Source organism: Cellulomonas sp. PS-H5 (assembly GCF_019265565.1).
Lineage (GTDB): Bacteria > Actinomycetota > Actinomycetes > Actinomycetales > Cellulomonadaceae > Cellulomonas.
Genome location: NZ_JAHVCI010000017.1, coordinates 54,360 through 75,593, shown reverse-complemented (window position 1 = coordinate 75,593; position 21,234 = coordinate 54,360). Strand labels below are relative to the sequence as shown.

At 74.3% G+C, this 21,234-nt stretch carries 20 protein-coding genes and 1 riboswitch; of the genes, 7 read left to right on the top strand and 13 right to left on the bottom strand.

From position 1 onward, the window contains the following. Positions 1-4,401, top strand: a 4,401-nt coding sequence (hrpA, locus tag J5O08_RS09230; protein WP_374225960.1) for an ATP-dependent RNA helicase HrpA, incomplete at its 5' end; no start/stop codon positions are given. A 134-nt stretch (positions 4,402-4,535) separates the two neighbouring features. On the opposite strand, the gene J5O08_RS09225 is transcribed toward hrpA, so the two are convergent. Continuing rightward, positions 4,536-5,924, bottom strand: a complete 1,389-nt coding sequence (locus J5O08_RS09225; protein ID WP_218706568.1) for an MFS transporter — start codon at positions 5,922-5,924, stop codon at positions 4,536-4,538. Between the two features lie 238 nt (positions 5,925-6,162). On the opposite strand from J5O08_RS09225, the gene J5O08_RS09220 reads away from it, so the two are divergent. The 3 genes from J5O08_RS09220 to J5O08_RS09210 all read left to right on the top strand — a co-directional run bounded on the left by J5O08_RS09220 (position 6,163) and on the right by J5O08_RS09210 (position 7,435). After that, on the top strand, positions 6,163-6,771 hold the full coding sequence (locus tag J5O08_RS09220; RefSeq protein ID WP_218706567.1) for a DNA-3-methyladenine glycosylase I: 609 nt from the start codon (positions 6,163-6,165) through the stop codon (positions 6,769-6,771). A gap of 80 nt (positions 6,772-6,851) precedes the next feature. Continuing rightward, positions 6,852-7,061 (top strand): ribonuclease PH, encoded by a 210-nt coding sequence (locus J5O08_RS09215; RefSeq protein WP_308281506.1) that lies wholly within the window; start codon positions 6,852-6,854, stop codon positions 7,059-7,061. Continuing rightward, positions 7,058-7,435 (top strand): hypothetical protein, encoded by a 378-nt coding sequence (locus J5O08_RS09210; protein ID WP_217614387.1) that lies wholly within the window; start codon positions 7,058-7,060, stop codon positions 7,433-7,435. The genes J5O08_RS09215 and J5O08_RS09210 overlap by 4 nt, the downstream gene beginning before the upstream one ends. A gap of 37 nt (positions 7,436-7,472) precedes the next feature. Here the strand turns inward: J5O08_RS09210 and J5O08_RS09205 are convergent, their stop codons facing one another. After that, on the bottom strand, positions 7,473-8,402 hold the full coding sequence (locus J5O08_RS09205) for an SMP-30/gluconolactonase/LRE family protein (RefSeq protein WP_218706566.1): 930 nt from the start codon (positions 8,400-8,402) through the stop codon (positions 7,473-7,475). Between the two features lie 138 nt (positions 8,403-8,540). Beyond that, positions 8,541-8,649: riboswitch (SAM riboswitch) on the top strand. Between J5O08_RS09205 and J5O08_RS09200 the strand changes: the two genes are divergently transcribed. Together J5O08_RS09200 and metE are read left to right on the top strand one after the other, a co-directional pair. Continuing rightward, the gene (locus J5O08_RS09200; protein WP_218706565.1) at positions 8,643-9,704 is read left to right on the top strand and encodes a methylenetetrahydrofolate reductase; all 1,062 of its coding nucleotides are present in this window, start codon (positions 8,643-8,645) and stop codon (positions 9,702-9,704) included. (Overlaps the previous riboswitch by 7 nt.) 8 nt (positions 9,705-9,712) lie before the next feature. Further along, the gene (gene metE / locus J5O08_RS09195; RefSeq protein WP_218706564.1) at positions 9,713-12,061 is read left to right on the top strand and encodes a 5-methyltetrahydropteroyltriglutamate--homocysteine S-methyltransferase; all 2,349 of its coding nucleotides are present in this window, start codon (positions 9,713-9,715) and stop codon (positions 12,059-12,061) included. 93 nt (positions 12,062-12,154) lie between these two features. Here the strand turns inward: metE and J5O08_RS09190 are convergent, their stop codons facing one another. From J5O08_RS09190 to J5O08_RS09165, 6 genes are all read right to left on the bottom strand, one after another. Next, positions 12,155-12,613 carry an Hsp20/alpha crystallin family protein gene (locus J5O08_RS09190; protein ID WP_218706563.1) on the bottom strand — a complete coding sequence of 153 codons (459 nt, stop codon included), beginning with the start codon at positions 12,611-12,613 and terminating at the stop codon, positions 12,155-12,157. A 162-nt stretch (positions 12,614-12,775) separates the two neighbouring features. Next, positions 12,776-13,219, bottom strand: a complete 444-nt coding sequence (locus J5O08_RS09185; RefSeq protein WP_218706562.1) for a (deoxy)nucleoside triphosphate pyrophosphohydrolase — start codon at positions 13,217-13,219, stop codon at positions 12,776-12,778. A gap of 119 nt (positions 13,220-13,338) precedes the next feature. Continuing rightward, positions 13,339-14,682 (bottom strand): ABC transporter substrate-binding protein, encoded by a 1,344-nt coding sequence (locus J5O08_RS09180; RefSeq protein WP_255589527.1) that lies wholly within the window; start codon positions 14,680-14,682, stop codon positions 13,339-13,341. A gap of 30 nt (positions 14,683-14,712) precedes the next feature. Then, a complete protein-coding gene (locus J5O08_RS09175; RefSeq protein ID WP_218706561.1) occupies positions 14,713-15,624 on the bottom strand; it encodes a carbohydrate ABC transporter permease in 912 nt (303 codons plus the stop codon). Further along, positions 15,621-16,520: a carbohydrate ABC transporter permease gene (locus tag J5O08_RS09170; protein WP_217614405.1), complete on the bottom strand. Its 900-nt coding sequence runs from the start codon at positions 16,518-16,520 to the stop codon at positions 15,621-15,623. The genes J5O08_RS09175 and J5O08_RS09170 overlap by 4 nt, the downstream gene beginning before the upstream one ends. Before the next feature lie 330 nt (positions 16,521-16,850). Beyond that, positions 16,851-17,873, bottom strand: coding sequence for a putative sulfate exporter family transporter (locus tag J5O08_RS09165; RefSeq protein WP_308281505.1), 1,023 nt, complete (start codon positions 17,871-17,873; stop codon positions 16,851-16,853). Between the two features lie 123 nt (positions 17,874-17,996). Here J5O08_RS09165 and J5O08_RS09160 point away from each other — a divergent pair, with 123 nt between their 5' ends. After that, on the top strand, positions 17,997-18,911 hold the full coding sequence (locus J5O08_RS09160) for a LysR family transcriptional regulator (protein WP_218706560.1): 915 nt from the start codon (positions 17,997-17,999) through the stop codon (positions 18,909-18,911). On the opposite strand, the gene J5O08_RS09155 is transcribed toward J5O08_RS09160, so the two are convergent. The 5 genes from J5O08_RS09155 to gcvH all read right to left on the bottom strand — a co-directional run bounded on the left by J5O08_RS09155 (position 18,908) and on the right by gcvH (position 21,202). Continuing rightward, on the bottom strand, positions 18,908-19,276 hold the full coding sequence (locus tag J5O08_RS09155; RefSeq protein ID WP_218706559.1) for a hypothetical protein: 369 nt from the start codon (positions 19,274-19,276) through the stop codon (positions 18,908-18,910). The genes J5O08_RS09160 and J5O08_RS09155 overlap by 4 nt on opposite strands. Before the next feature lie 61 nt (positions 19,277-19,337). Continuing rightward, on the bottom strand, positions 19,338-19,568 hold the full coding sequence (locus J5O08_RS09150) for a helix-turn-helix transcriptional regulator (RefSeq protein ID WP_217614378.1): 231 nt from the start codon (positions 19,566-19,568) through the stop codon (positions 19,338-19,340). Beyond that, complete coding sequence (locus J5O08_RS09145) at positions 19,568-20,176, bottom strand: hypothetical protein (protein ID WP_217614377.1); 609 nt, start codon at positions 20,174-20,176, stop codon at positions 19,568-19,570. The genes J5O08_RS09150 and J5O08_RS09145 overlap by 1 nt, the downstream gene beginning before the upstream one ends. A gap of 164 nt (positions 20,177-20,340) precedes the next feature. Next, on the bottom strand, positions 20,341-20,580 hold the full coding sequence (locus J5O08_RS09140; RefSeq protein ID WP_147795137.1) for a helix-turn-helix transcriptional regulator: 240 nt from the start codon (positions 20,578-20,580) through the stop codon (positions 20,341-20,343). Positions 20,581-20,830: 250 nt separating this feature from the next. Continuing rightward, positions 20,831-21,202, bottom strand: a complete 372-nt coding sequence (gene gcvH / locus J5O08_RS09135; RefSeq protein ID WP_218706558.1) for a glycine cleavage system protein GcvH — start codon at positions 21,200-21,202, stop codon at positions 20,831-20,833. Between the last annotated feature and the right edge of the window lie 32 nt (positions 21,203-21,234).

The following is a 21,234-nucleotide window of genomic DNA, read 5'->3' as shown; positions in this document are numbered from 1 at the left end:
GAGCAGCGCCACCACGACCAGCCCCCGGTTGACCGGGCGGCCGACGGCCCCGACGCCCGCGGCGGCGGCCGCCGCACCCCGGACGCCCCCCGCGCCCAGGACCCCCGCCGCGGCCGCGAGTCCCGCGCCCGGCGCCTGGCCGCCCTGGCCGAAGCCCGCCGCGCCGTCGTCCTCCCGCCGGTCGTCTACCCCGAGCAGCTACCGGTGTCGGCGCGCCGGGCCGAGATCGCCACCGCGATCCGCGACCACCAGGTCGTCATCGTCGCCGGCGAGACCGGGTCCGGGAAGACCACCCAGCTGCCCAAGATCGCCCTGCAGCTCGGCCGCGGCCGGGACGGCCAGATCGGGCACACCCAGCCCCGCCGGATCGCCGCCCGCACCGTCGCCGAGCGGATCGCCGAGGAGCTCGGCACCACGATCGGCGAGCTCGTCGGCTACCAGGTCCGGTTCACGGACGAGTCGTCGGACCGCACGCTGGTGAAGGTCATGACCGACGGCATCCTGCTCGCGCAGATCCAGCGCGACCCGGAGCTCCGCGCCTACGACACGCTCATCATCGACGAGGCGCACGAGCGGTCGCTCAACATCGACTTCATCCTGGGCTACCTGGCCCAGCTGCTACCGCGCCGCCCCGACCTCAAGGTCGTCATCACGTCGGCGACGATCGACTCCGCCCGGTTCGCCGCGCACTTCGCCGGCCCGGCGGACGACGAGCACCCCGAAGGCGTCCCGGCGCCGGTCGTCGAGGTCACCGGGCGCACCTACCCCGTCGAGCTGCGGTACCGCCCGCTGTCGCCCGACCGCCCGACCGACGACCCGGACGACCTCGACGCGGACGACGGCGCCCGCCCGCGCGCGGGCTCCCGCGGCGCCCCGGCGAAGGGCGCGAGGACGCCTGCGCCCGCCGAGGACCGCGACCTCATGACGGCGATCTGCGAGGCGGTCGACGAGCTCGCCGCCGAGGGCCCCGGCGACGTCCTGGTGTTCCTGTCCGGGGAGCGGGAGATCCGCGACGCCGAGGAGGCGCTGCGCGGCCACCTGGGCCCGCGGGTGCAGGACCAGCGCCGCCCCGACGCCGTCGAGCTGCTGCCGCTCTACGGCCGGCTGTCCGCCGCCGAGCAGCACCGGGTGTTCCAGCAGCACAGCACCCGCCGCGTCGTGCTGGCCACCAACGTCGCCGAGACCTCGCTGACGGTGCCGGGCATCCGGTACGTCGTCGACCCCGGCACCGCGCGCATCTCCCGGTACTCCAAGGCCACCAAGGTGCAGCGGCTGCCGATCGAGCCGATCTCGCAGGCGTCGGCCAACCAGCGCTCGGGGCGGTGCGGGCGCGTCGCCGACGGCATCGCGATCCGGCTGTACTCCGAGGACGACTTCGCGTCCCGCCCGCGGTTCACCGAGCCCGAGATCCTGCGCACCTCGCTCGCGTCGGTGATCCTGCAGATGGTCGCCGTCGGCGTCGCGACCGGGCCGGACGACGTGGCGTCGTTCCCGTTCGTCGACCCGCCGGACACCCGGGCCGTGCGCGACGGCGTGCAGCTGCTGACCGAGCTCGGCGCGCTCGAGACCGGCCCGTCCGGCACCCGGCTGGCCGACACCGGCCGCGCGCTCGCGCAGCTGCCGATGGACCCGCGGCTGGCCCGGATGATCGTCGAGGGCGGCCGGCGGGGCGTGGCGCGCGAGGTGATGATCGTGGCCGCCGCCCTGTCGATCCAGGACCCGCGCGAGCGCCCGGTGGAGATGCGCGCCCAGGCCGACCAGCTGCACGCCCGGTTCGCCGACCCGACGTCCGACTTCCTGGCGTACCTCAACCTCTGGCAGTACGTCCGCGACGCGCAGCGGGACCTGTCGGGCTCGGCGTTCCGCCGGCTGTGCAGGGCCGAGTACCTGAACTACCTGCGGCTGCGCGAGTGGCAGGACGTCGTGACGCAGCTCAAGGAGCTCGCGAAGCCGCTCGGCATCACGATGAACCCGCCGCGGACGACGGACCGCGACCTGTCCGAGGAGCGCGACCCCGCGACCGAGGGCCGCGGCGCGCACCGGCTGGAGTGGGACGCCGACCGGGTGCACGTCGCGCTGCTGTCCGGCCTGCTGTCGCAGATCGGCATGCAGGAGGCGTCGGACCTGTCCGGCGGCGGCGCGCAGGCCCGCGGCAAGGGGCGTGGTGACGGCGGTCGCACCCCGGACCGGCGCGGCCGCAACGAGTACCTGGGCGCGCGCGGCGCGAAGTTCGCGATCTTCCCCGGCTCCGGGCTGGCCAAGAAGCCGCCGGCCTGGGTGATGGCGGGCGAGCTCGTCGAGACCTCGCGGCTGTGGGCCCGGGACGCCGCGCGCATCCAGCCCGAGTGGGCCGAGGACCTGGCCGGGCACCTGGTGAAGCGGTCGTACTCCGAGCCGTCCTGGTCGTCCAAGCAGGGCGCGGCCATGGCCCTGGAGCGGGTCATGCTCTACGGCGTCCCCATCGTCACCGGGCGGCGGGTGCTGTTCGGGAAGGTCGACGCCGAGCACGCGCGCGAGCTGTTCATCCGGCACGCGCTCGTCGAGGGCGACTGGACCACGCACCACGCGTTCTTCGCCGAGAACCGCCGGCTCCTCAAGGAGGCCGAGGACCTCGAGGCCCGGTCACGGCGCCGCGGCCTGGTCGTCGACGACGACGCGCTGTTCGACTTCTACGACGAGCGGATCCCCGACGACGTCGTGTCCGCGCGGCACTTCGACCAGTGGTGGAAGGGCGCCCGCCGGAACGACCCCGACCTCCTGACGTTCACGCGCGAGCTCCTGGTGACGGACGAGGGCGGCGTGGACGAGTCGTCGTTCCCGTCGACCTGGCCGCAGGGCGACCTCGCGCTGCCGCTCACGTACCAGTTCCAGCCCGGCACGGACGCGGACGGCGTCACCGTGCACGTGCCGCTCGTGGCGCTCGCCCGGGTGCGGCCGGAGGGCTTCGACTGGATGGTGCCGGGCCTCCGCGAGGAGCTGGTCACCGCGACGATCCGCGCGCTGCCGAAGCCGGTCCGGGTGCAGCTCGTCCCCGCGCCTGACGTCGCCCGGGACGTGGTGGGCTGGCTCGACGCGCACACCGCCTCGTGGGAGGACACCGTGCGCGCGGCCGACGCCGCGCCGTCGTACGAGACCGCGTTCCGGCAGGCCGTCCGGGCGCTCCGCGACGTCGTCGTGCCCGACGGCGCGATCGACCTCGACCGGCTCCCGGCGCACCTGCGGATGACGTTCCGGGTCTCCGACGACCGCGGGCGCGTGCTCGACGAGGGCAAGGACCTCGCGGTGCTGCAGCGGAAGCTCGCGGCCCGCACCCAGGACGCGGTCTCGACGGCCGTGCGGAGCGCGGTGCGGGACGCGATGGCGGACGCGCGGGCGCGGTCGGGGGGCACGGGCGGCGACGGCGGCCCCGTCCCCTCGGCCGGACGGGGCGGGGCGGCGGCCGTCCCCGGTCCCGGGGCCCGGGGCGCGACGCCCGCGCTGCCCGGCTTCGACGGCGCCGACCTCGACACCTGGCCCGCCGACCTGCCCGGCGGCGCCCTGCCGGAGCGCGTGGAGACGCAGGACGCGAGCGGGCTCACGGTGCGCGGCTACCCGGCGCTCGTCGAGCACGGCTCCGGGGCGGCGACCGTCCGGGTCGAGGTGCTGGCCGACGCCGGCGACCAGGCCGTCCGGCACCGCCGCGGGCTGCGCCGGCTGCTGGTCCGCGACGTCGGGCTCGCCCCGGGCCGGATCACCTCGCGGTGGTCGGGGACCCAGGCGCTCACGCTCGCGGCCAGCCCGTACCCGAGCACCGAGGCGCTGGTCGCCGACGTGCAGCTCGCCGCCGTGGACCGGCTGCTGACCGAGCACCTCGCCGGGCGCCCGGCGACGGCAGTCCGGTCCGCGGACGCCTACGCGGCCGTGCGCGGGTTCGTCCGCGACCGGCTCGAGGACGCCGTGCACCGCGTGGTGCAGGACCTGGTCACCGTGCTGGCCGCGGCGCGGGACCTCGACGGCGCCGTCCGCGGCACCCGGTCGCTCGCGCTGCTCGGCACCGTGCGCGACGTCCAGGAGCAGGCCGAGCGCCTGGTGCACGACGGGTTCGTCTCCGAGACCGGCGCCGACCGGCTGCCGCACCTGGCGCGCTACCTGCGCGCCGCGGCCTACCGGCTCGACAAGGCGGCGGGCAACCCCGCGCGCGACGAGCAGCTCGCCTGGCAGGTCCGGGACCTGGAGCAGCTGCTCGGGCAGACCCGCGCCCGGGTGACGAGCCGGACCCTCGTGCCGGCCGACCTGGCGGCGCTCGACGACGCGCGGTGGCTGCTGGAGGAGCTGCGCGTGAGCCTGTTCGCCCAGCAGCTCGGCACGCCGGTGCCGGTGAGCGAGAAGCGGATCCGCAAGGCCCTGGCCGCGCTGGCCTGAGCGGCGCGCCGACCGCCGACCGACCGCGCTGGCCCACCCACCCAGCACGACGCCGAGATAGGACCTCCGCGCCGAGATAGGACCGTCAGCGGTCCTATCTCGAGCGAAAGGCCCTATCTCGGCGTGAGGCCCGGTCAGTCCGCGTGCGAGGACCTCGCGTAGTCCTGGTCCTTCGTCTCCCGGGACAGGATCAGCGCGAGCAGGGTGAGGACGCCCATCGCCGACAGGTACACGCCCACCAGCCAGGTGCTGCCGTCGGCCGCGGCCCACAGGGCGAGCGCCACGATCGGGGCCAGCGCCGCACCGAGGATCGACGACACGTTGTAGGCGACCGCGGAACCGGTGTACCGGACGTTCGTCGGGAACAGCTCGGGCAGCAGCGCGCCCATCGGGCCGAACGTGGCGCCCATCAGGAGGAACCCGAGCACCAGGAACGCCTGGGTGAGCGCGCCGGTGAACACGAGGTCGTCCCGCACGGTGAGGAACAGCGGGAACGAGAAGCCGAACACGATGATCGCCGACGTGACGCCGATGAGCAGGCGCCGGCGTCCCAGCCGGTCGGCCAGCGGGCCGGACAGCATCGTGAAGATGCCGAAGAACAGCACGCCGATGATCTGCATGAGCACGAAGTGCACGTACGGGATCCCCAGTCCGCCGGGCTCGCCGTCCTCCGGCGCGACGGCACGGGTGCCGTACGTCAGCGTGAAGTTCGTCATCAGGTAGAACAGCACGTAGGTCGCCAGCATGATGAACGTGCCGAGCAGGGTCTCGCGCCAGTGGAACTTCAGCGTCGTGCCGAGCGGGACCTTGGTGATGGTGCCCTTCTTCTCGGCCTGGGTGAACGCCTCGGACTCGACCAGCTTGAGCCGCACCCACAGGCCGATGATCACCATCACGGCGGAGAACAGGAACGGCACGCGCCAGCCCCAGGACATGAACGCGTCCGAGCCCTGGCCGAGGACGCCGTTGATGATGAGGAAGATCCCGTTGGCGATGATGAAGCCGAGCGGGGCGCCCAGCTGCGGGAACGTGCCGTACCAGGCGCGCTTCCCGGCCGGGGCGTTCTCGGTGGCGACCAGCGCGGCGCCCGACCACTCGCCGCCGAGCGCGAAGCCCTGTGCGAGCCGCAGCACCAGCAGCGCGACCGTGGCGCCGACGCCGATGTGGCCGAACGTCGGCAGCAGCCCGATGAGGAACGTCGCGACGCCCATGGTGAGCAGCGAGTAGACCAGCGTCGTCTTGCGGCCCCGGCGGTCGCCGAGGTGGCCGAAGAAGATCGCACCGATCGGGCGCGCCACCATCGCGGCGCCGAACACCGCGAACGACGCGAGCAGCGCCGTGGTGTCGTTCCCGGTGGGGAAGAACAGCTTCGGGAACACGAGGACGGCGGCCGTCGCGTACACGTAGAAGTCGTAGAACTCGATGGTGGTGCCCACGAGGCTCGCCGCGATGACGCGGGACGGCGAGTTGAGCGGCCGGGACTCGGCCGGCGGCGTGGTGGTGGGCACTGCGGTGGCTGACATGCGGGGCTCCTCGACGATCCGGGTGGCGCGGACCACCGGCGGTCGTCGGGGTCGGCTCCAGGTCGGCTCGCGGGACGGTCGGTGCTCCAGCGCTCGGGCGACCTTACGCCGTCTCACGTGTCAGACAAGTCGTGACCGCATGATGGACGCGCTGGTGCCGTCGCCCCCAGGGCACGCACGCGGTGCGGGCTGTGGAGGGCGGCGACCGGGTGTCGCACCGGTGCGGCAGAGTGGCGGCATGACGAGCAGCGACGCCCCCGACACCCTCCCCGCCCCCGCGGGCCGCCGCTGCTTCGGCGACGGCGACCCGCTCTACGAGCGCTACCACGACGAGGAGTGGGGCGTGCCCGTGCACGGCGAGCGCGAGCTGTACGAGCGCCTCACCCTCGAGGCGTTCCAGTCCGGCCTGGCGTGGATCACGATCCTCCGCCGCCGCGAGGGGTTCCGCGAGGCGTTCGCGGGGTTCGACCCGGCCGTCGTGGCGGGGTTCGACGAGCACGACGTCGAGCGGCTCATGGCGGACACCGGGATCATCCGGAACCGCGCCAAGATCACGGCGGCCGTCGCCAACGCCCGCGCCCTGCTCGAGCTGCACGGCCGCGGGTTCAGCCTCGACGAGCTGTTCTGGTCGGCGGCGCCCCTGGCCGCCGGCACCCGCCCGCGCCCGCGCACGTTCGCGGACGTCCCGGCGACCACGCCGGAGTCCGCGGCCCTGGCGAAGGAGCTCAAGCGGCACGGGTTCCGGTTCGTCGGGCCGACGACGGCGTACGCGGCCATGCAGGCGTGCGGGATCGTCGACGACCACCTGGCGGACTGCCCCGTCGTCCTGGCGCGCGCCGCGGGCTGACGCTCCGGCCCGCCACCGACCGCCGGGACGCTGCTAGTGGGACATTGCCTTGAGTGTCTATCCCGCACAGGACTACGCTCGTGAAACGGACTGCGGTGCTGCGCCGGGTCCGGCGAGCCGCCCGCGACGCGGGTGTGCCGTACGAGGTCGTCGAGCTCACGAACCACACGGGCGTCGTGGTCGGGGGCGTGCGCTCGACGCTCGGCCGGCACTCCGAGATCGACGACGTCACGGCTCGGAAGTTCTTCGACCAGTTCGCGTCGGTGCTCGGGAAGGGGTGGTGGCGGTGACCCGGTACACGGTCACGGCCGAGCGCGGGCGTCGCTGGTGGGTCCTCCAGTGCGTCGAGCACCCCGGGGCCATCTCCGAGGTGGCTCGCCTGGACCAGGCAGCGACCGCCATGCGCGAGGCGATCGCCTTCGTCGCGCAGGTCGACCCCTCCGACGTCGAGGTCGACCTGCGGCCGGCCGTCCCCGACGAGGTGGGCGCGCACGTCCGCGCCGCCGAACGCCTGCGCGCGGAGGCGCACCGCGCGAACCGCGAGGCCGCCGTCGAGTCGCGCGCGGCAGCCCGGGTGCTGCGCGACGCCGGGCTCTCCGTCCGCGACGTCGGGACCGTCCTGGGCGTGTCGCACCAGCGCGCCCACCAGCTCCTCGCGGGTTGACGGACCGGCTACCTCGCGGCGGCCGCCCGACCCGTCGTCAGCCCTCCCCGAACGCCCGCACGGGCAGCCCCTCCACCGCCACGTCCGCGCCGAACACCGCCCCCGCCACCGGGTCCCCGTCCGCGTGGGCGGTCGTCACGTACGCCCGCCCCGAGCCCGGCGCCCCGAATCCCAGGCAGGTCACCTGCGCCGTGGGCACGCGGACCGCGCCGAGCGGGGTCGCGTCCGGCGCGAACCGCAGCACCGCGCCCCCGCCGTACAGCGCGACCCACAGGCAGCCCTCCCCGTCGACCGTCGTGCCGTCGGGCTGCGGCCCGTCCGGGTCGAACGACAGGAACGGCTCGGGTGCGCCGGCCGCACCGGTGGCCGCGTCGTACGGCAGCCGGTACACGGTCGCGGCGCTGGTGTCCGTGACGTAGAGCGTCGCGCCGTCCGGGCTCCACTGGAGCCCGTTGCCGACCCCCACCCCGGTGAGCACCGCGTCGACCTCGAGGCCGCCGTCCCCGGCGACCACGCGGTACACGGTGCCGTCGCCCGGCGAGCCGTCCCGCGGCATCGTCGCGACCCACAGCCGGCCGGCTCGGTCGACGCCGCCGTCGTTGAACCGGTAGTCGCGCGGCATGTCCGCCGGCCGGGTCAGCGGACCGAGGGTCGTGCCGTCGTGCACGCCGAGGCCGTCCGCGGTCGCGAGCAGCAGCCCGCCCGCGGCGGACGGCCAGGCGAGCGAGACCGGGGACGGCACGCTGACCACGGCGTCGCGCGCGTGGTCGCCCTCGGCCCAGCGGTGCACGCTGCACGCGTCGATGTCGACCCAGACGACCGAGTCGTCCCGCGCGTCGTGCACGGGCCGCTCCCCCAGGCGCGCGCGGACCTCGCCGAGGACCACGGCCTCGGGCGCGTCCCGCGGCACCAGGGCCCGGGCGTCGATCCGGCGGTCGGGCAGCGGGACGGTGCGCAGGTCGGTCATCCCACGCAGCCTGGCACGGCGCCGTCGCGCCCGCCCGGCCACGGGCGCGGCCCCGGACCCGGGGGTGTGAGCCCCGTCACCGAAAGATGACGCGTCAGGGGCAGTGGACGGCGACGGCCGCCGGGCCTAGTGTGGCGGCACCCATCCAGAGCGACCGAGAGACCTGGCTCGTCGACGTCGCAGCAACCCCCCTCCTCACCGAGGGTGCGGGTGCTTCCGCCAGGTTCGATGGAGCTGACGATGAGCAGTCACGACGTCCCTGCGCACCTCGCGGGCACCGCCGTGCCGGACGGCCTCGGGGCCGTGGACCGCCCGACCGTGTCGTTCGAGCTGTTCCCGCCGCGGAACCCGGACGCCGCGCCCCGGCTGTGGTCGACGGTGCAGCAGCTCGCCGCGGCCCGCCCCGACTTCGTCTCCGTCACGTACGGCGCCTCGGGCAGCACCCGCACCACGACCCGGCAGCTCGTCCGGCGGCTGCTGCGCGAGACCTCGCTGACCCCGATCGCGCACCTCACCTGCGTCGCCAGCTCGCGCGAGGACCTCGCGGCGACGATCGAGGAGTTCCTCGACGAGGGCGTGCGGTCGTTCCTGGCCCTGCGCGGGGACCCGCCCGCCGACCGGTCCTGGGAGCCGCACCCCGAGGGCCTGCCGACCGCGAGCGCCCTCGTGGAGCTGCTGCGGGACGTCGAGCGGCGGCGGTGCGCGGGCAGCCCGGCGCAGGCGGTGCGCGCCGCCACCCGGCCGCTGTCCGTCGCCGTGGCGGCGTTCCCGCGCGGCAACGCGGGGGCCGGCAGCACCCGGGAGCAGGACGTCGCGGCCCTGCTCGCCAAGCAGCGCGCCGGCGCGGACTTCGCGATCACCCAGGTGTTCTACGACGCCGGGTCGTACCTCGAGCTCGTGGCCCTGGCGCGCGACGCGGGCGTCACGATCCCCATCCTCCCGGGCGTGATCCCCACCACCGACCCGGCCCGGCTCCGCCGCGTGGCGCAGCTGACCGGCGTGCCCGTCCCGAAGACACTGCTCGCGCGGCTCGACGCGTTCGACGCCGACGACCCGGCGGAGGTCGCGGCGCGGCACCGCCTGGGCACGCGGCTGGGCGTCGACCTGGTGAACGCCGTCCTCGACGGCGGCGCGCCCGGCGTGCACCTCTACACGTTCAACGCCCACGGCCCCGCGCTGGACCTGCTCGACGGCGCGGGCCTCGGCGGCGACGCCCCGCGGGCGCACCTGCGCGTCCCCCCCGAGCCGGCGGCCGCCGCGGCCGCCCCCACGACCACCCCGACCCCCGTTCCCACCAGCTGAGGCGAGAGATGACCGACCTGACTCACCCGTTCCCCGCCGGCACCGTCCTGGGCTACCCCCGGATCGGCCCGCGCCGCGAGCTGAAGAAGGCCCTCGAGGCGTTCTGGGCCGGCCGCGCGAGCGCCGAGGAGGTCGAGGCCACCGCCGCCGACCTGCGCCGCCGGACCCGCACCCGCCTGGCCGAGCTCGGCCTGGACACCCGGCTGCCCGCGATCCCGAGCGCCTTCTCGTTCTACGACCACGTGCTCGACGCGGCCGCGGTCCTCGGCGCCGTGCCCGAGCGGTTCGCCGACCTGCTCGCCGCCGACGGCGGCCTCGACCTCGCGGGGTACTCGACCGTGGCCCGCGGCCGCGGCGACGACCTGCCGCTCGAGATGACGAAGTGGTTCGACTCGAACTACCACTACCTCGTCCCGGAGATCGGCCCCGCGACGCCGTTCCGGTACGCCAGCGACCGCCCGGTGCGCGAGCTCGCGGAGGGCCTCGCGGACGGCGTGCTCACCCGCCCGGTGCTGGTCGGCCCGGTGACGTTCCTGGCGCTCGCCAAGGCCGCCGAGGGCTCGCCGGAGGACTTCCTGCCGATCGACCGGCTCGCCGACGTGCTGCCGGTGTACGCCGCGCTGCTCCGCGACCTCGCCCGCGCCGGCGCCACCTGGGTGCAGCTGGACGAGCCCGCCCTGGTCTCCGACTCGACCGGCGTCCCGGCCGACCGGCTGCTCGCGGCGGCCGCCGAGGCGTACCGCGCCCTGGCGACCGACCTGCCCGCCGCCGAGCGCCCGGCCATCCTCGTGGCCGCGCCGTACGGCGACCTCCAGGACGCGCTGCCGGTGCTGGCGGCCACGGAGGTCGAGGGCCTCGCGCTCGACCTGGTCCGCGGCGCGCTGCCCGCCGGCCCCGTCGAGGGCCTGGAGTCGAAGGTGCTCGTCGGCGGCGTGGTCGACGGCCACAACATCTGGCGCGCGGACCTCGACGCCGCGCTCGGCTCGCTCGAGTCGCTCGAGGGCCTCGGCGCCCGGCAGGTCGCCGTCGCCACGTCGACGTCGCTGTTCCACGTCCCGCACGACGTCGAGGACGAGCCGCAGCTCGACCCGACGCTGCGCTCCTGGCTCGCGTTCGCGGACCAGAAGGTCGCCGAGGTGGTCACCCTGGCGACCGGGCTGACCGAGGGCCGCGAGGCGGTGCACGCCGAGCTGCTCGCCGCCGCCGACGCGCGCCGGTCCCGCGCCGCGGCGCCGGGGGTCGTGCGGCCGGAGGTGCGGGAGCGGCTCACCGGGCTGCCGGCCGACGCGTTCCACCGCGGCGACTTCGAGGGGCGCCGGGTGGCGCAGGCCGAGCGCCTGCAGCTCCCCGCCCTGCCGACCACGACGATCGGCTCGTTCCCGCAGACGCCGGAGATCCGCGTGGCCCGCGCCGCGTTCGGCCGGGGCGAGCTCACCGCCGCGCAGTACGAGGACGAGATGAAGGCGGAGATCCGCCGGGTCGTCGAGCTGCAGGAGGAGTTCGGCCTCGACGTGCTCGTGCACGGCGAGCCCGAGCGCAACGACATGGTGCAGTACTTCGCCGAGAACCTGGACGGGTTCGCGGTGACCGCGAACGGCTGGGTCCAGTCCTACGGCTCGCGCTGCACCCGCCCGTCGATCCTGTGGGGCGACGTGTCCCGGCCGGCACCGATCACGGTGCCGTGGACGACGTACACGCAGTCCCTCACCGCCAAGCCGGTGAAGGGCATGCTGACCGGCCCCGTGACGATCCTGGCGTGGTCCTTCGTCCGCGACGACCAGCCGCTGGCCGACACCGCGAACCAGGTGGCGCTCGCCCTGCGCGACGAGATCGCCGACCTGGAGGCTGCCGGGACCGCGATCGTCCAGGTCGACGAGCCCGCGCTGCGCGAGCTGCTGCCGCTGCGCGCCGCCGACCACGACGCCTACCTCGACTGGTCGGTGCGCTCGTTCCGGCTCGCGACCTCGGGCGTGCGCCCCGACACCCAGATCCACACCCACCTCTGCTACTCGGAGTTCGGCGAGATCTTCGGGGCGATCGACGGCCTGGACGCCGACGTGACGTCGATCGAGGCGGCCCGGTCGAAGATGGAGATCCTCGGCGACATCGCCTCCGAGGGCTACCCCCGCGGCATCGGCCCGGGCGTGTACGACATCCACTCGCCACGCGTGCCGAGCGAGGCCGAGGTGACCGAGCTGCTCACCGAGGCGGTGCGGGTCGTCGACCCGGCGCAGCTCTGGGTGAACCCGGACTGCGGCCTCAAGACCCGCCGGTACGCCGAGGTCACCCCGTCGCTCCAGCACGTCCTGGCCGCCACCCGGACGGTGCGCGCGTCGCTGGCGGTGCCGACGGCCTGACGCGCCGCCGGCCCGGCGCGACCCGGACGCGCGACCGCCCCGGTCCCCCACGCGGGGGGCCGGGGCGGTCGTCGTGCGAGCCGCGTCGCGCGGTCAGGCGCTCGCACGCTCCTGCGGAGCGGCGTCGGCGCCCGCCTCGATGGTCGCCGGCGTCCCACCGGTGGTGACCTCGATGCGGCGCGGCTTGGCCTCCTCGGCCACGGGGATGGTCAGGCTGAGCACGCCGTCCGCGTACGACGCGGTGATGGCGTCCAGGTCGAGCCCGCGGCCGACGGTGAGCTGGCGCGCGTAGGTCCCGACCGGGCGCTCCTTGGCGAGCCACTGCACCCCGTCCTCCGTGCGCGCGGTGCGCTGCGCGCGGATCGTGAGAGTGCGGTCGTCGACGTTCACGTCGATCGAACCGGGGTCCGCCCCCGGCAGGTCGACGCTCAGGACGTAGTGGTCGCCCGAGCGGAACAGGTCCATCGGCATGGTCGCCGACGCGCGCTGCTGGCCGAGGACCTGGTTCATCAGCCGGTCCATCTCCTGGAACGGGTCGAATCGCGTAGCCACAGCCCGTCACCTCCTCGAAGCGTCACGGCGGTCCGGACGGTCCGGGACCGCTGCTGCCCCGGCGCTGCCGCGCCAGGAGGGCTACGAGAAATGTTCTAGCACTCGAGAGGTGCGAGTGCCAGATCGGGCGGGGTCGTGTTCGCTGACGGACGAACTCGCAGGTCAGGCCGGGCGCCGAGCGACGCCCGCCGGGTCCGTCGCCGCCGCCAGCGCCTCCACGATCCGCACGTCCGCGTCCAACCAGGGCACCGTGAGCCACTGCCCGCGCGGCAGCCAGCGCAGGTCGTCGTGCTCGACCAGGGGCCGCGGCTCGCCGGCGGTCACGCGGGCCAGCCAGAGCCGCATCACGTACCGCTCGCTGAGCCACCAGGCGCCGTCGTCGGGTCCGGCGAGCTCCGCGCCGAGCTCGACGGCGACGCCCAGCTCCTCGCGGATCTCCCGGTGCACGGCGTCCTCGGGGGACTCGCCCGGCTCCACCTTGCCGCCGGGGAACTCCCACCGGCCCGCGAGGCTCACGGGCGCGCGGCGGCGGGCCGCCAGCAGGGCGCCCGGGGCGGCGAGGTCGTCGACCAGCGCGGCGGCGACGACGAGGACGGGGCGGGTCATGCCGCCCAGTCTCCCAGGCCCTCGTGTCGCGCGCGTGACGCGGCCGTGGCCCGCGCGATGGATCCACTCGCACCGGCACGCCCGCGCGCGTCGGTGCGAGTGGATCCCTCGGCCGGAGCTCAGTCCTGCCGCAGCTCGTTCTTGAGCTCGCGCTGCGCCTGCTCCAGCGCCTCGCGCGCCGGCACACCGGACTCGTAGATCTCGGTGAGCGTCACGGTGCCGAACCGGCTGTTCACCGCCGGCAGGTCGGGGCTGGCGAACGACTCGAAGTGCCCGATCCCGTCCTTGACCTCGTTCAGCACGTCGAACAGGTTGGTCGTGAAGTACTGGTTGAACTGGTTCTCCGGGTTCCGGGTGACCTCCTCGTCCTCCCACACCGCCATGTTCACGGGGTCGAACCCGAGCACCTCCCACACGGCGACGTTGGCCTCCGGGGAGAGCTTGGCGAACGCGAGCCACTCCGCCGCCAGGTCACGGACGGGCGAGTCCGCCGCGACCGCCGTGCCGGTGCCCCCGCCGCCGATCGTCAGCGTGTCCGACCCGGGCACGACCGGCGCGGGCGCGATGGCGATCTTCCCCGCGAGGTCGGGCATGTAGTCGACGAACCGCGAGGTGTACCAGGCGGGGTAGACGATCGCGGCGTAGTCGCCCCGCGCGATGGCCCCGTACGCCTCCTCGTCGTCGGGGCTCGATCCCGGGATCGGCGAGATCGCGCCTGCGTCGACCATGGCCTGCATCATCTCGAAGGACTCGACCACGACCGGGTCGTCGACCTGGACCGTGCCGTCCTCGGCGAACAGCTCGCCACCGTTCTGGGCGATCACCAGCGGCTCCACGAAGAACACGTCGGTGTTCGCCGTGCCGAACGCCCGCCCCGTGGCGGCGCTGTACTCCGCCCCCGCTGCGGCGAAGTCGTCCCAGGTGGCGATCGTCGTGTAGTCGACGCCCGCCTCGTCGAGCAGCTCGGTGTTGTAGAACGTGACGAACGCGCCGACGTGGGTCGGGAGCCCGTAGACCGCGTCGCCGCGGCTGTACAGGTCGAGGCGCGCCTCGACCACGTCGTCGCGGTAGGGCTCGGCGACGGCGGACAGGTCCATGAGCGGCGGGGTGTCGCCACGCACGAAGTTGGCGAACTTCGTCACCTCGATGTCGACCAGGTCCGGCATGCCGGTGCCGGAGTTGGCCGCGAGCTGCAGCTTGTTGTGCATGTCCTGGTAGGGGTACACGGTCAGGCGCAGGTCGATCGCACGGTCCGGGTTCAGCTCGTTCCACCGGTCCGCCATCTGCTCGTAGAGCACCCCGTGCAGCTCGCCGAAGATCCACATCTCCACGGGCGTCGAGCCGTCCGAGTTGCTCGGGGCGTCCCGCGGGCTGTCCGCCCCGCCCCCGGTCCCGCACGCGAGGCACGCGGCGAGCACCATCGCACCGGTCACCGCGGACGCCGTCGTCCTTGTTCGTGACATTCTGCTTCTCCTTTGTGTGCGTCGCACGGGTCAGCCCTTGACGGCGCCCGCGGTCATTCCCTCCACGAAGAACCGCTGGAAGGCGAGGAAGAGGACCAGGATCGGGACGAGCGAGAAGAACGACCCGACGATGAGGAGGCCGTAGTTGTTCGCGTACGGCGTGATGAGGGTGTTCAACCCGATCGGCAGCGTGAACTTCTCGGAGGAGCGCAGCACGAGGAGCGGCCACAGCAGGTTGTTCCAGCACATCATCCCGTTGAGGATCGCCATGGCGGCGATCGCGGGGCGCGCGATCGGCAGGACGAGCCGGAAGAAGATGCCGAACTCCGTGACGCCGTCGACGCGGCCGGCCTCGAGGATCTCCTTGGGCACCCCGAGGAAGTACTGCCGGAAGAAGAAGATCGTCACCGCCGCGGCCAGGAACGGGATCACGATGACCGCGTAGGTGTCGGCGAGCCCCATCTCGTTCACCTGGACGTAGAGCGGCAGCATCACCATCTCGAACGGGACGGCCATGATGGCGAGCACCGCGATGAACAGCGGGGTGCGGCCGCGGAAGTCGTACATCGCGAAGCCGTAGGCCACGAACGAGCTCACGAGCAGCGTCCCGACCACCTGGACCACCGTCACGACGAGCGAGTTGGCGAACCACCGGAAGTACGGCCCGGAGTCGGTGAACAGCATCGTCCAGTTGTCCAGGCTGAGCGTCGCCGGGTCGACGGCGAGCGTGATCCCGCCGCGCATGATGTCGGCGCCCGACTGGAACGTGGCGACGAGGATCGCGGCGAGCGGGACGAGGGCGACGAGCGCGATCGCGATCAGAACGGCCGACTGCAGGGCCGACAGCGCCCGGACGCCGCGCGGGGCGGCCCGACGGGGACCCTGCTCGGACGCGGGCGGGGCTGGGGACGCGGGGCGGGGGCGCGCGGGGGCCGCGGTCATCGCACGTGCTCCTTCTTGAAGGTGCCGGAGAGCGTCAGCTGCGTGATGTTGATCGCCATGACCACGACGAGCAGCACGATCCCGACGGCGGACGCGAACCCGAGGTCGTTCTGCTCGATGCCCCGGCGGTAGAGGTAGCCGACGACGGTCAGGCCCTGGTTGTTGGGGGACGCGTTCCCGCCGTAGAGCATGAAGCTCTCGAGGAACATCGCGAGGCCGCCGTACACGCTGATGGTGGTGACGTAGACCATCGTCGGCCGGAGGTTCGGCACCGTGATCCGCAGGAACTGCTGGCGCTTGTTGGCGCCGTCGATCGACGCCGCCTCGTAGTACTCGCCGGGGATCGACTGCATCCCGGCGATGAAGTACATGGTGTTGACCCCGGTCCAGCGCCAGACGGCGAGCGCCAGGAGCGCCGCCAGCCCGGTGAGGTCCTCGCGCAGCCACCGGACGGGCCCGAGCCCGACCAGCTGCAGCACCTGGTTCATCACCGCGTTCTCCGACTCGGAGAACATGAGCCGGAACACCAGGCCGGCGACCACCACCGAGGTGAGCGCGGGGACGAAGAGGGATGCCTTGAAGAACGCCTTGACCCGCGGGCTGCCGATCCGGGAGTTCACCACGGCCGCGAGAAGCATCGGGATCGGGATGAGGAGCGCCAGCGTCAGGACCATGTACCGCGCGCTGTTGAACATCGCGGTCCAGAAGACGCTGTCGTTCCACAGGCGGGCGTAGTTGTCGAGGCCGACCGAGGTGGTCTGGCCGTAGAGGACCTCCTGCGTCGACATCACGACGGAGCGGGCGACCGGGATGATCCAGAACAGCGCCAGCGTGGCCACGAACGGCAGGATGAAGAGGTACGGCGCGAGCCGTTGGGAGTACAGGAGCCGCCGCACGGGGGCGGCACCCCCTCGGCCGGACCTCCGGGCGGTGACGGGCATGACGGCAGGACCTCCTGGGCACGGGGCGTCAGGGGCGCGCTGGACGCGACCCTCGGGCGCACCGCCCGGGCACGGCTGAGACCGTGAAACGGATGCCAGGACGGACATGCGGCGCACGCCTGCGTGCGCCGGACTGTCGAGAAAACCTTTCGCACTCTTGCGAGCTGTCGGCAACGTATCGGCGCGCTGAGAGGCCTGTCAACGCGCATTCTGGCGCGGCTGACCGACCGATACGCAAGCGTGAACTGTGCGGAAAGTCTTTCCTCGTCAGGGGCGGTCGGGCGGTCAGCCGATCGCGAGCAACCCCGCCAGGCTGACTGCCATCGCCACGACCGTCGCCACCGCGCCGAGCGCCAGCGGCCGACCTCCGGTCCGCACCAGCCGCCCCAGGTGGATCTGCGTCCCGAGGGCCGTCATCGCCGCCCCGAGGAGCAGCGTGGTGACCGGCTTCACCGCCGGCAGGACGACCTCCGGGACGAGGCCGGCCGACCGCACCGCCACCGCGACGACGAACCCGACCACGAACAGCGGTACGAGCGGCGCCGCACCGCGCCGGCGCCCGGGAGCGTCTCCCGCCGCACCGCCGCCGTCCCCGCCGCGGGCGCCAGCCCGCCGCCGCACCAGCCCGACCCCCGCCACGAGCGGTGCGAGCAGCACGACCCGTGCGAGCTTCGCGACCACCGCGACCGACAGCGCCGCGGCCGACACGGTCCCCGCCGCGGCCACCACCTGGGCGACCTCGTGCACCGACATCCCCGCCCAGAGCCCGGCGGTCCGGTCGGGGAGCCCGAGCGCGCCCGCCGCGAGCGGGACCACCAGGATCGCGAGGCTGCCGTAGACGGTCACCAGCGCGACGGCGGTGGCGACCTCGTCCTCCTCGGCCTCCGCGACGGGGCTCATCGCCGCGACCGCGGCGGCCCCGCAGATCGAGAACCCGGTCGCGACGAGCAGCGTCAGGCGCCGCCCCACGCCGAGGACGCGGCCCAGCCACAGCGTCGCGGCGAACGTCGCGGACACCGTCGCCAGCAGCACGACCGCCTCACCCGCCCCCAGCCCGAGCAGGTCCCGGACCGAGAGCTGCAGCCCGAGCAGGACGACCCCGGCGCGGAGCACCCGCCGGGCCGTCCACGCGAGCCCCGGCTCGAGCACCGCCGGGACCAGCCCCGCGGACCGGGCGATAGCGCCGAGCACGATGGCGACCAGCAGGCCCGGCAGCACGGGGACGAGGGCCGTCAGGCCGAGGCAGGCGGCGCCGACGAGCAGCGCGGCGGCCAGCCCGGGCACGACGGCCCGGTCGAGGCCGAGCACACGCCGACGGGCGACGGGCGGAGCGGTGGAGACGGGGGGCGGAGCGGGCAGCACCCTCCCAGCATCCGGCGCCGCGCGCCGCTGCGGAACGCCGACCTGCCTGCCGCGCTCTAGCCTGAGGCTATGGACCCCGTCCCCCCGCGGCGCATCCCGCTCGGCGCCCTCGAGCTGCTCGAGGCCGTCGACGCGCACGGCTCCCTGTCCGGCGCCGCTCGGGCCCTGGGCCTCGCGCAGCCGTCGGTCAGCACCGGCCTGCGCCGGCTCGAGCGGCAGACCGGCCTGACGCTGGTGACGCGCGCGGCGTCCGGCACTCGGCTGACCCCGTCGGGCACGGCCCTGCTCGGGCGGGCCCGGGACGTCCTGGCGGCCTCCGACGCGCTCGAGCGCGAGGTGCAGGCGCTGCGCAGCGCCCAGCAGGGCCGGGTCCGGGTGGCCGCCAGCCTGAGCGTCGCCGAGTACCTCGTCCCGGGGTGGCTGGCGACGCTGCCCGCCAGGGCGGCGGTCGTCGACCTGGTGGTCGCCAACTCCCGCGACGTGATGGACGCGGTCCTGCACGGCCGCGCCGACCTGGGGTTCGTCGAGGGCCCGGACGTCGCCGACGGCCTTGACGCCCGGCCGGTCGGCGACGACGAGCTGGTCGTCGTCGTCGCGCCCGGCCACCCGTGGGCCCGCCGGCGGCGGCCGGTCACCGCGGTGGAGCTGGCGCGCGCGCCCCTGGCCGTGCGCGAGGCCGGGTCCGGCACCCGCGCGGTGCTGGAGCAGGCGCTGACCGCCGCGGGCCACCCGCTCGCCGGCTCGCCCGCGCAGCTCGGGTCGACGTCCGCGGTGAAGAACGTGGTGCGGGGCGGGAGCGCCGCGGCCGTGCTGTCCCGGCTGACCGTCGCCGACGAGATCGCCCGCGGCGACCTGGTCCGCGTCGCGGTCGAGGGTGTCGACCTCACCCGCACGCTCCGGATGGTGTGGGCCAGGTCCCGGCGACCGACCCCGTCCGCGCGCGACCTCGCCGCGCACGTCCTGCGCGCGACGACCTCCGGCTAGCCCACGCCGGCCTGGTCGCGCAGCTCCGCGTACCGGTCCGCCTGGTCGGGGCACAGGTGCTCGACGGCGGCGTCCCAGACCACGAGCGCGTACTCCTCGTCCTCGGCGAGCCACCGCGCGAACGCGCTCTCGCCGCCGTCGCCCTCGACGCCGTCGATCCCCGCCATGGCCTGGCACGGCTGGCTGCCCATCGCGAGGGTGTCCCGGGCCAGCCACTCCTCGCTGAGGTCGACGCCCTCGTGCTCGGCGATCGCGTCGACGAACGCCTGCTCCCGCTCGGCCTCCGACGGGCCGCCGCAGGCGGCGAGCAGCGGGGCAGCCAGCAGCGCCCCGAGGAGCGCCGTCCCGGTCCGCACGGTCGTCATCCGTCCCCCTCGTCCAGCCGGACCGGCTCCGTGCGCCGGTCCGCGGGGACGAGGCTACTGGTCAGGCGCGCGGCACGACGACGAGCAGGTCGCCGACCTGGCACCCGAGCACGTCGCACACGGCGGTCAGGGTCGAGAACCGGATCGCGCGCGCCCGGTCGTTCTTCAGCACCGACAGGTTCACCACGGTCACGCCCACCAGCTCGGCGAGCCGGGCGAGCGTCATCCCGCGCTCCGCCAGCAGCTCGTCCAGCCGGCAGTGGATCCGCCCGGCGTCGTCCTCGGGCGGCATCAGACCAGACCCTCGGTCTCGCGCTCCAGCCGCTCCCCCGCGTGGAAGGCGGCCGCGAGCGCGCCCACGGCCATGGACGCGAGGATCGGCGTCCACGACACCTGGAACGTGATCTGCTCCATGACCGCCCGGTCGGCGATCTGCGCCAGCACCCCGTTCGACGCCAGCACCGAGCAGCCGAACCAGGCGACCCACCCGCCGGCGATCAGCAGCGACACCGCCGTGATCAGCCGGGTGGTCGTGCGGGAGAAGAACTGCCCCGCCAGCATCCGCCGGGACAGCAGCAGCACGCACACGGTGACGCCGATCGTGGCGAGCGGCGGCACCGCGGCGGCACCGAGCGCCGCCACGTAGGTGGCGGCCGGCAGGTCCGACACGGTGAGGGTCGCGGTGTCCACCGTCGCCGCGACCGCGGCACCGTCGGGCCCCAGCGGGAGGTCGACGGTCGCGCCCATGATCATCACGTCCACGGGGGCGTCCCGGTTCGGGAGGATGCGTACCACCGAGGCGACGAGGCCGATCGCCTGCCAGACGATCACGGCGGCGCCCACCACGAGCAGGGACAGCAGGTCGGACCGGCTGGTGAACCAGGGTGTCCGGGTCGTCATGGCGCCTCCCAGGCGTATCGAAGATCGATGTTATCGATTGACGATATGCCATCGGGCGTCCCCCGTCGACCCCGTGCGGGGACGACGCAGGGCCGCGACCCCCGGCGAGGGGGGTCGCGGCCCTGGTGGTTCCCGTCACCCCCGGCGAGGGGGGTCGCGGTGCGTCAGCGCATGCCGGCGGCCTGGGCCCAGGCGACGGCCTCGGCCCGCGTGGAGACGCCGATCTTGCGGTACACCGACCGCACCTGCGACTTCACGGTGTTGCGCGTGACGAAGAGCTTGCGGGCGATGTCCTCGAGGGTGACGTCCTCCGCCAGCTCGGCGAGGACGACCCGCTCACGCGTCGTGAGCGGCTCACCCAGGATGCTGGTGGACGCGGTGGGGGCGATCTCCAGGGTGGCCATGCTGTCCTCCGGTCTGCGTGTGGCGAGTCCCGGCTGCTGGGGGTCTCCGGCTGCCGTCTACCGGTGTTGATCGGCAAGTGTGGCGGCCTCGATCGCAGTTGGTTTCTCACCCGTTCCCGGGGACGTGCGGACGATGCGGGACGGACCGCCCATGTGCTAGGACCGAAGGCCCAGGTCATCGTCCGGCAAGCGGTCTCCTGAGAGGCTCCTCAGAAACACCCGAACGGGCTAACCGCCGTCCGGGGGAGTCTCAGTCCGTGAGCGTCGCCGCGTACTCCTCGGCGGACAGCAGCGGGCCGGCGCTCGTGACGTCCACCCGGAACAGCCAGCCGGCCCCGTAGGGGTCCCCGTTCACGACCGACGGCTCGTCGACCGCCTCCTGGTTCACCTCGACCACGGTGCCCGCCACCGGGGAGTACAGCTCGGACACGGACTTGGTCGACTCGACCTCGCCCACGACCGCTCCCGCCGCGATCTCGCTGCCGACGGTCGGCAGCTCGAGGTAGACGATGTCGCCGAGCGCGTCGGCGGCGTTCTTGGTGATGCCGACGGTGGCCGGCTCGGCGCCGTCGATCCACTCGTGCTCGGCGGTGTACTGCAGGTGCGTGGGGACGTCGCTCATGGTGCTCTCCGGGGTTCTGCTCGCGAGCGGGC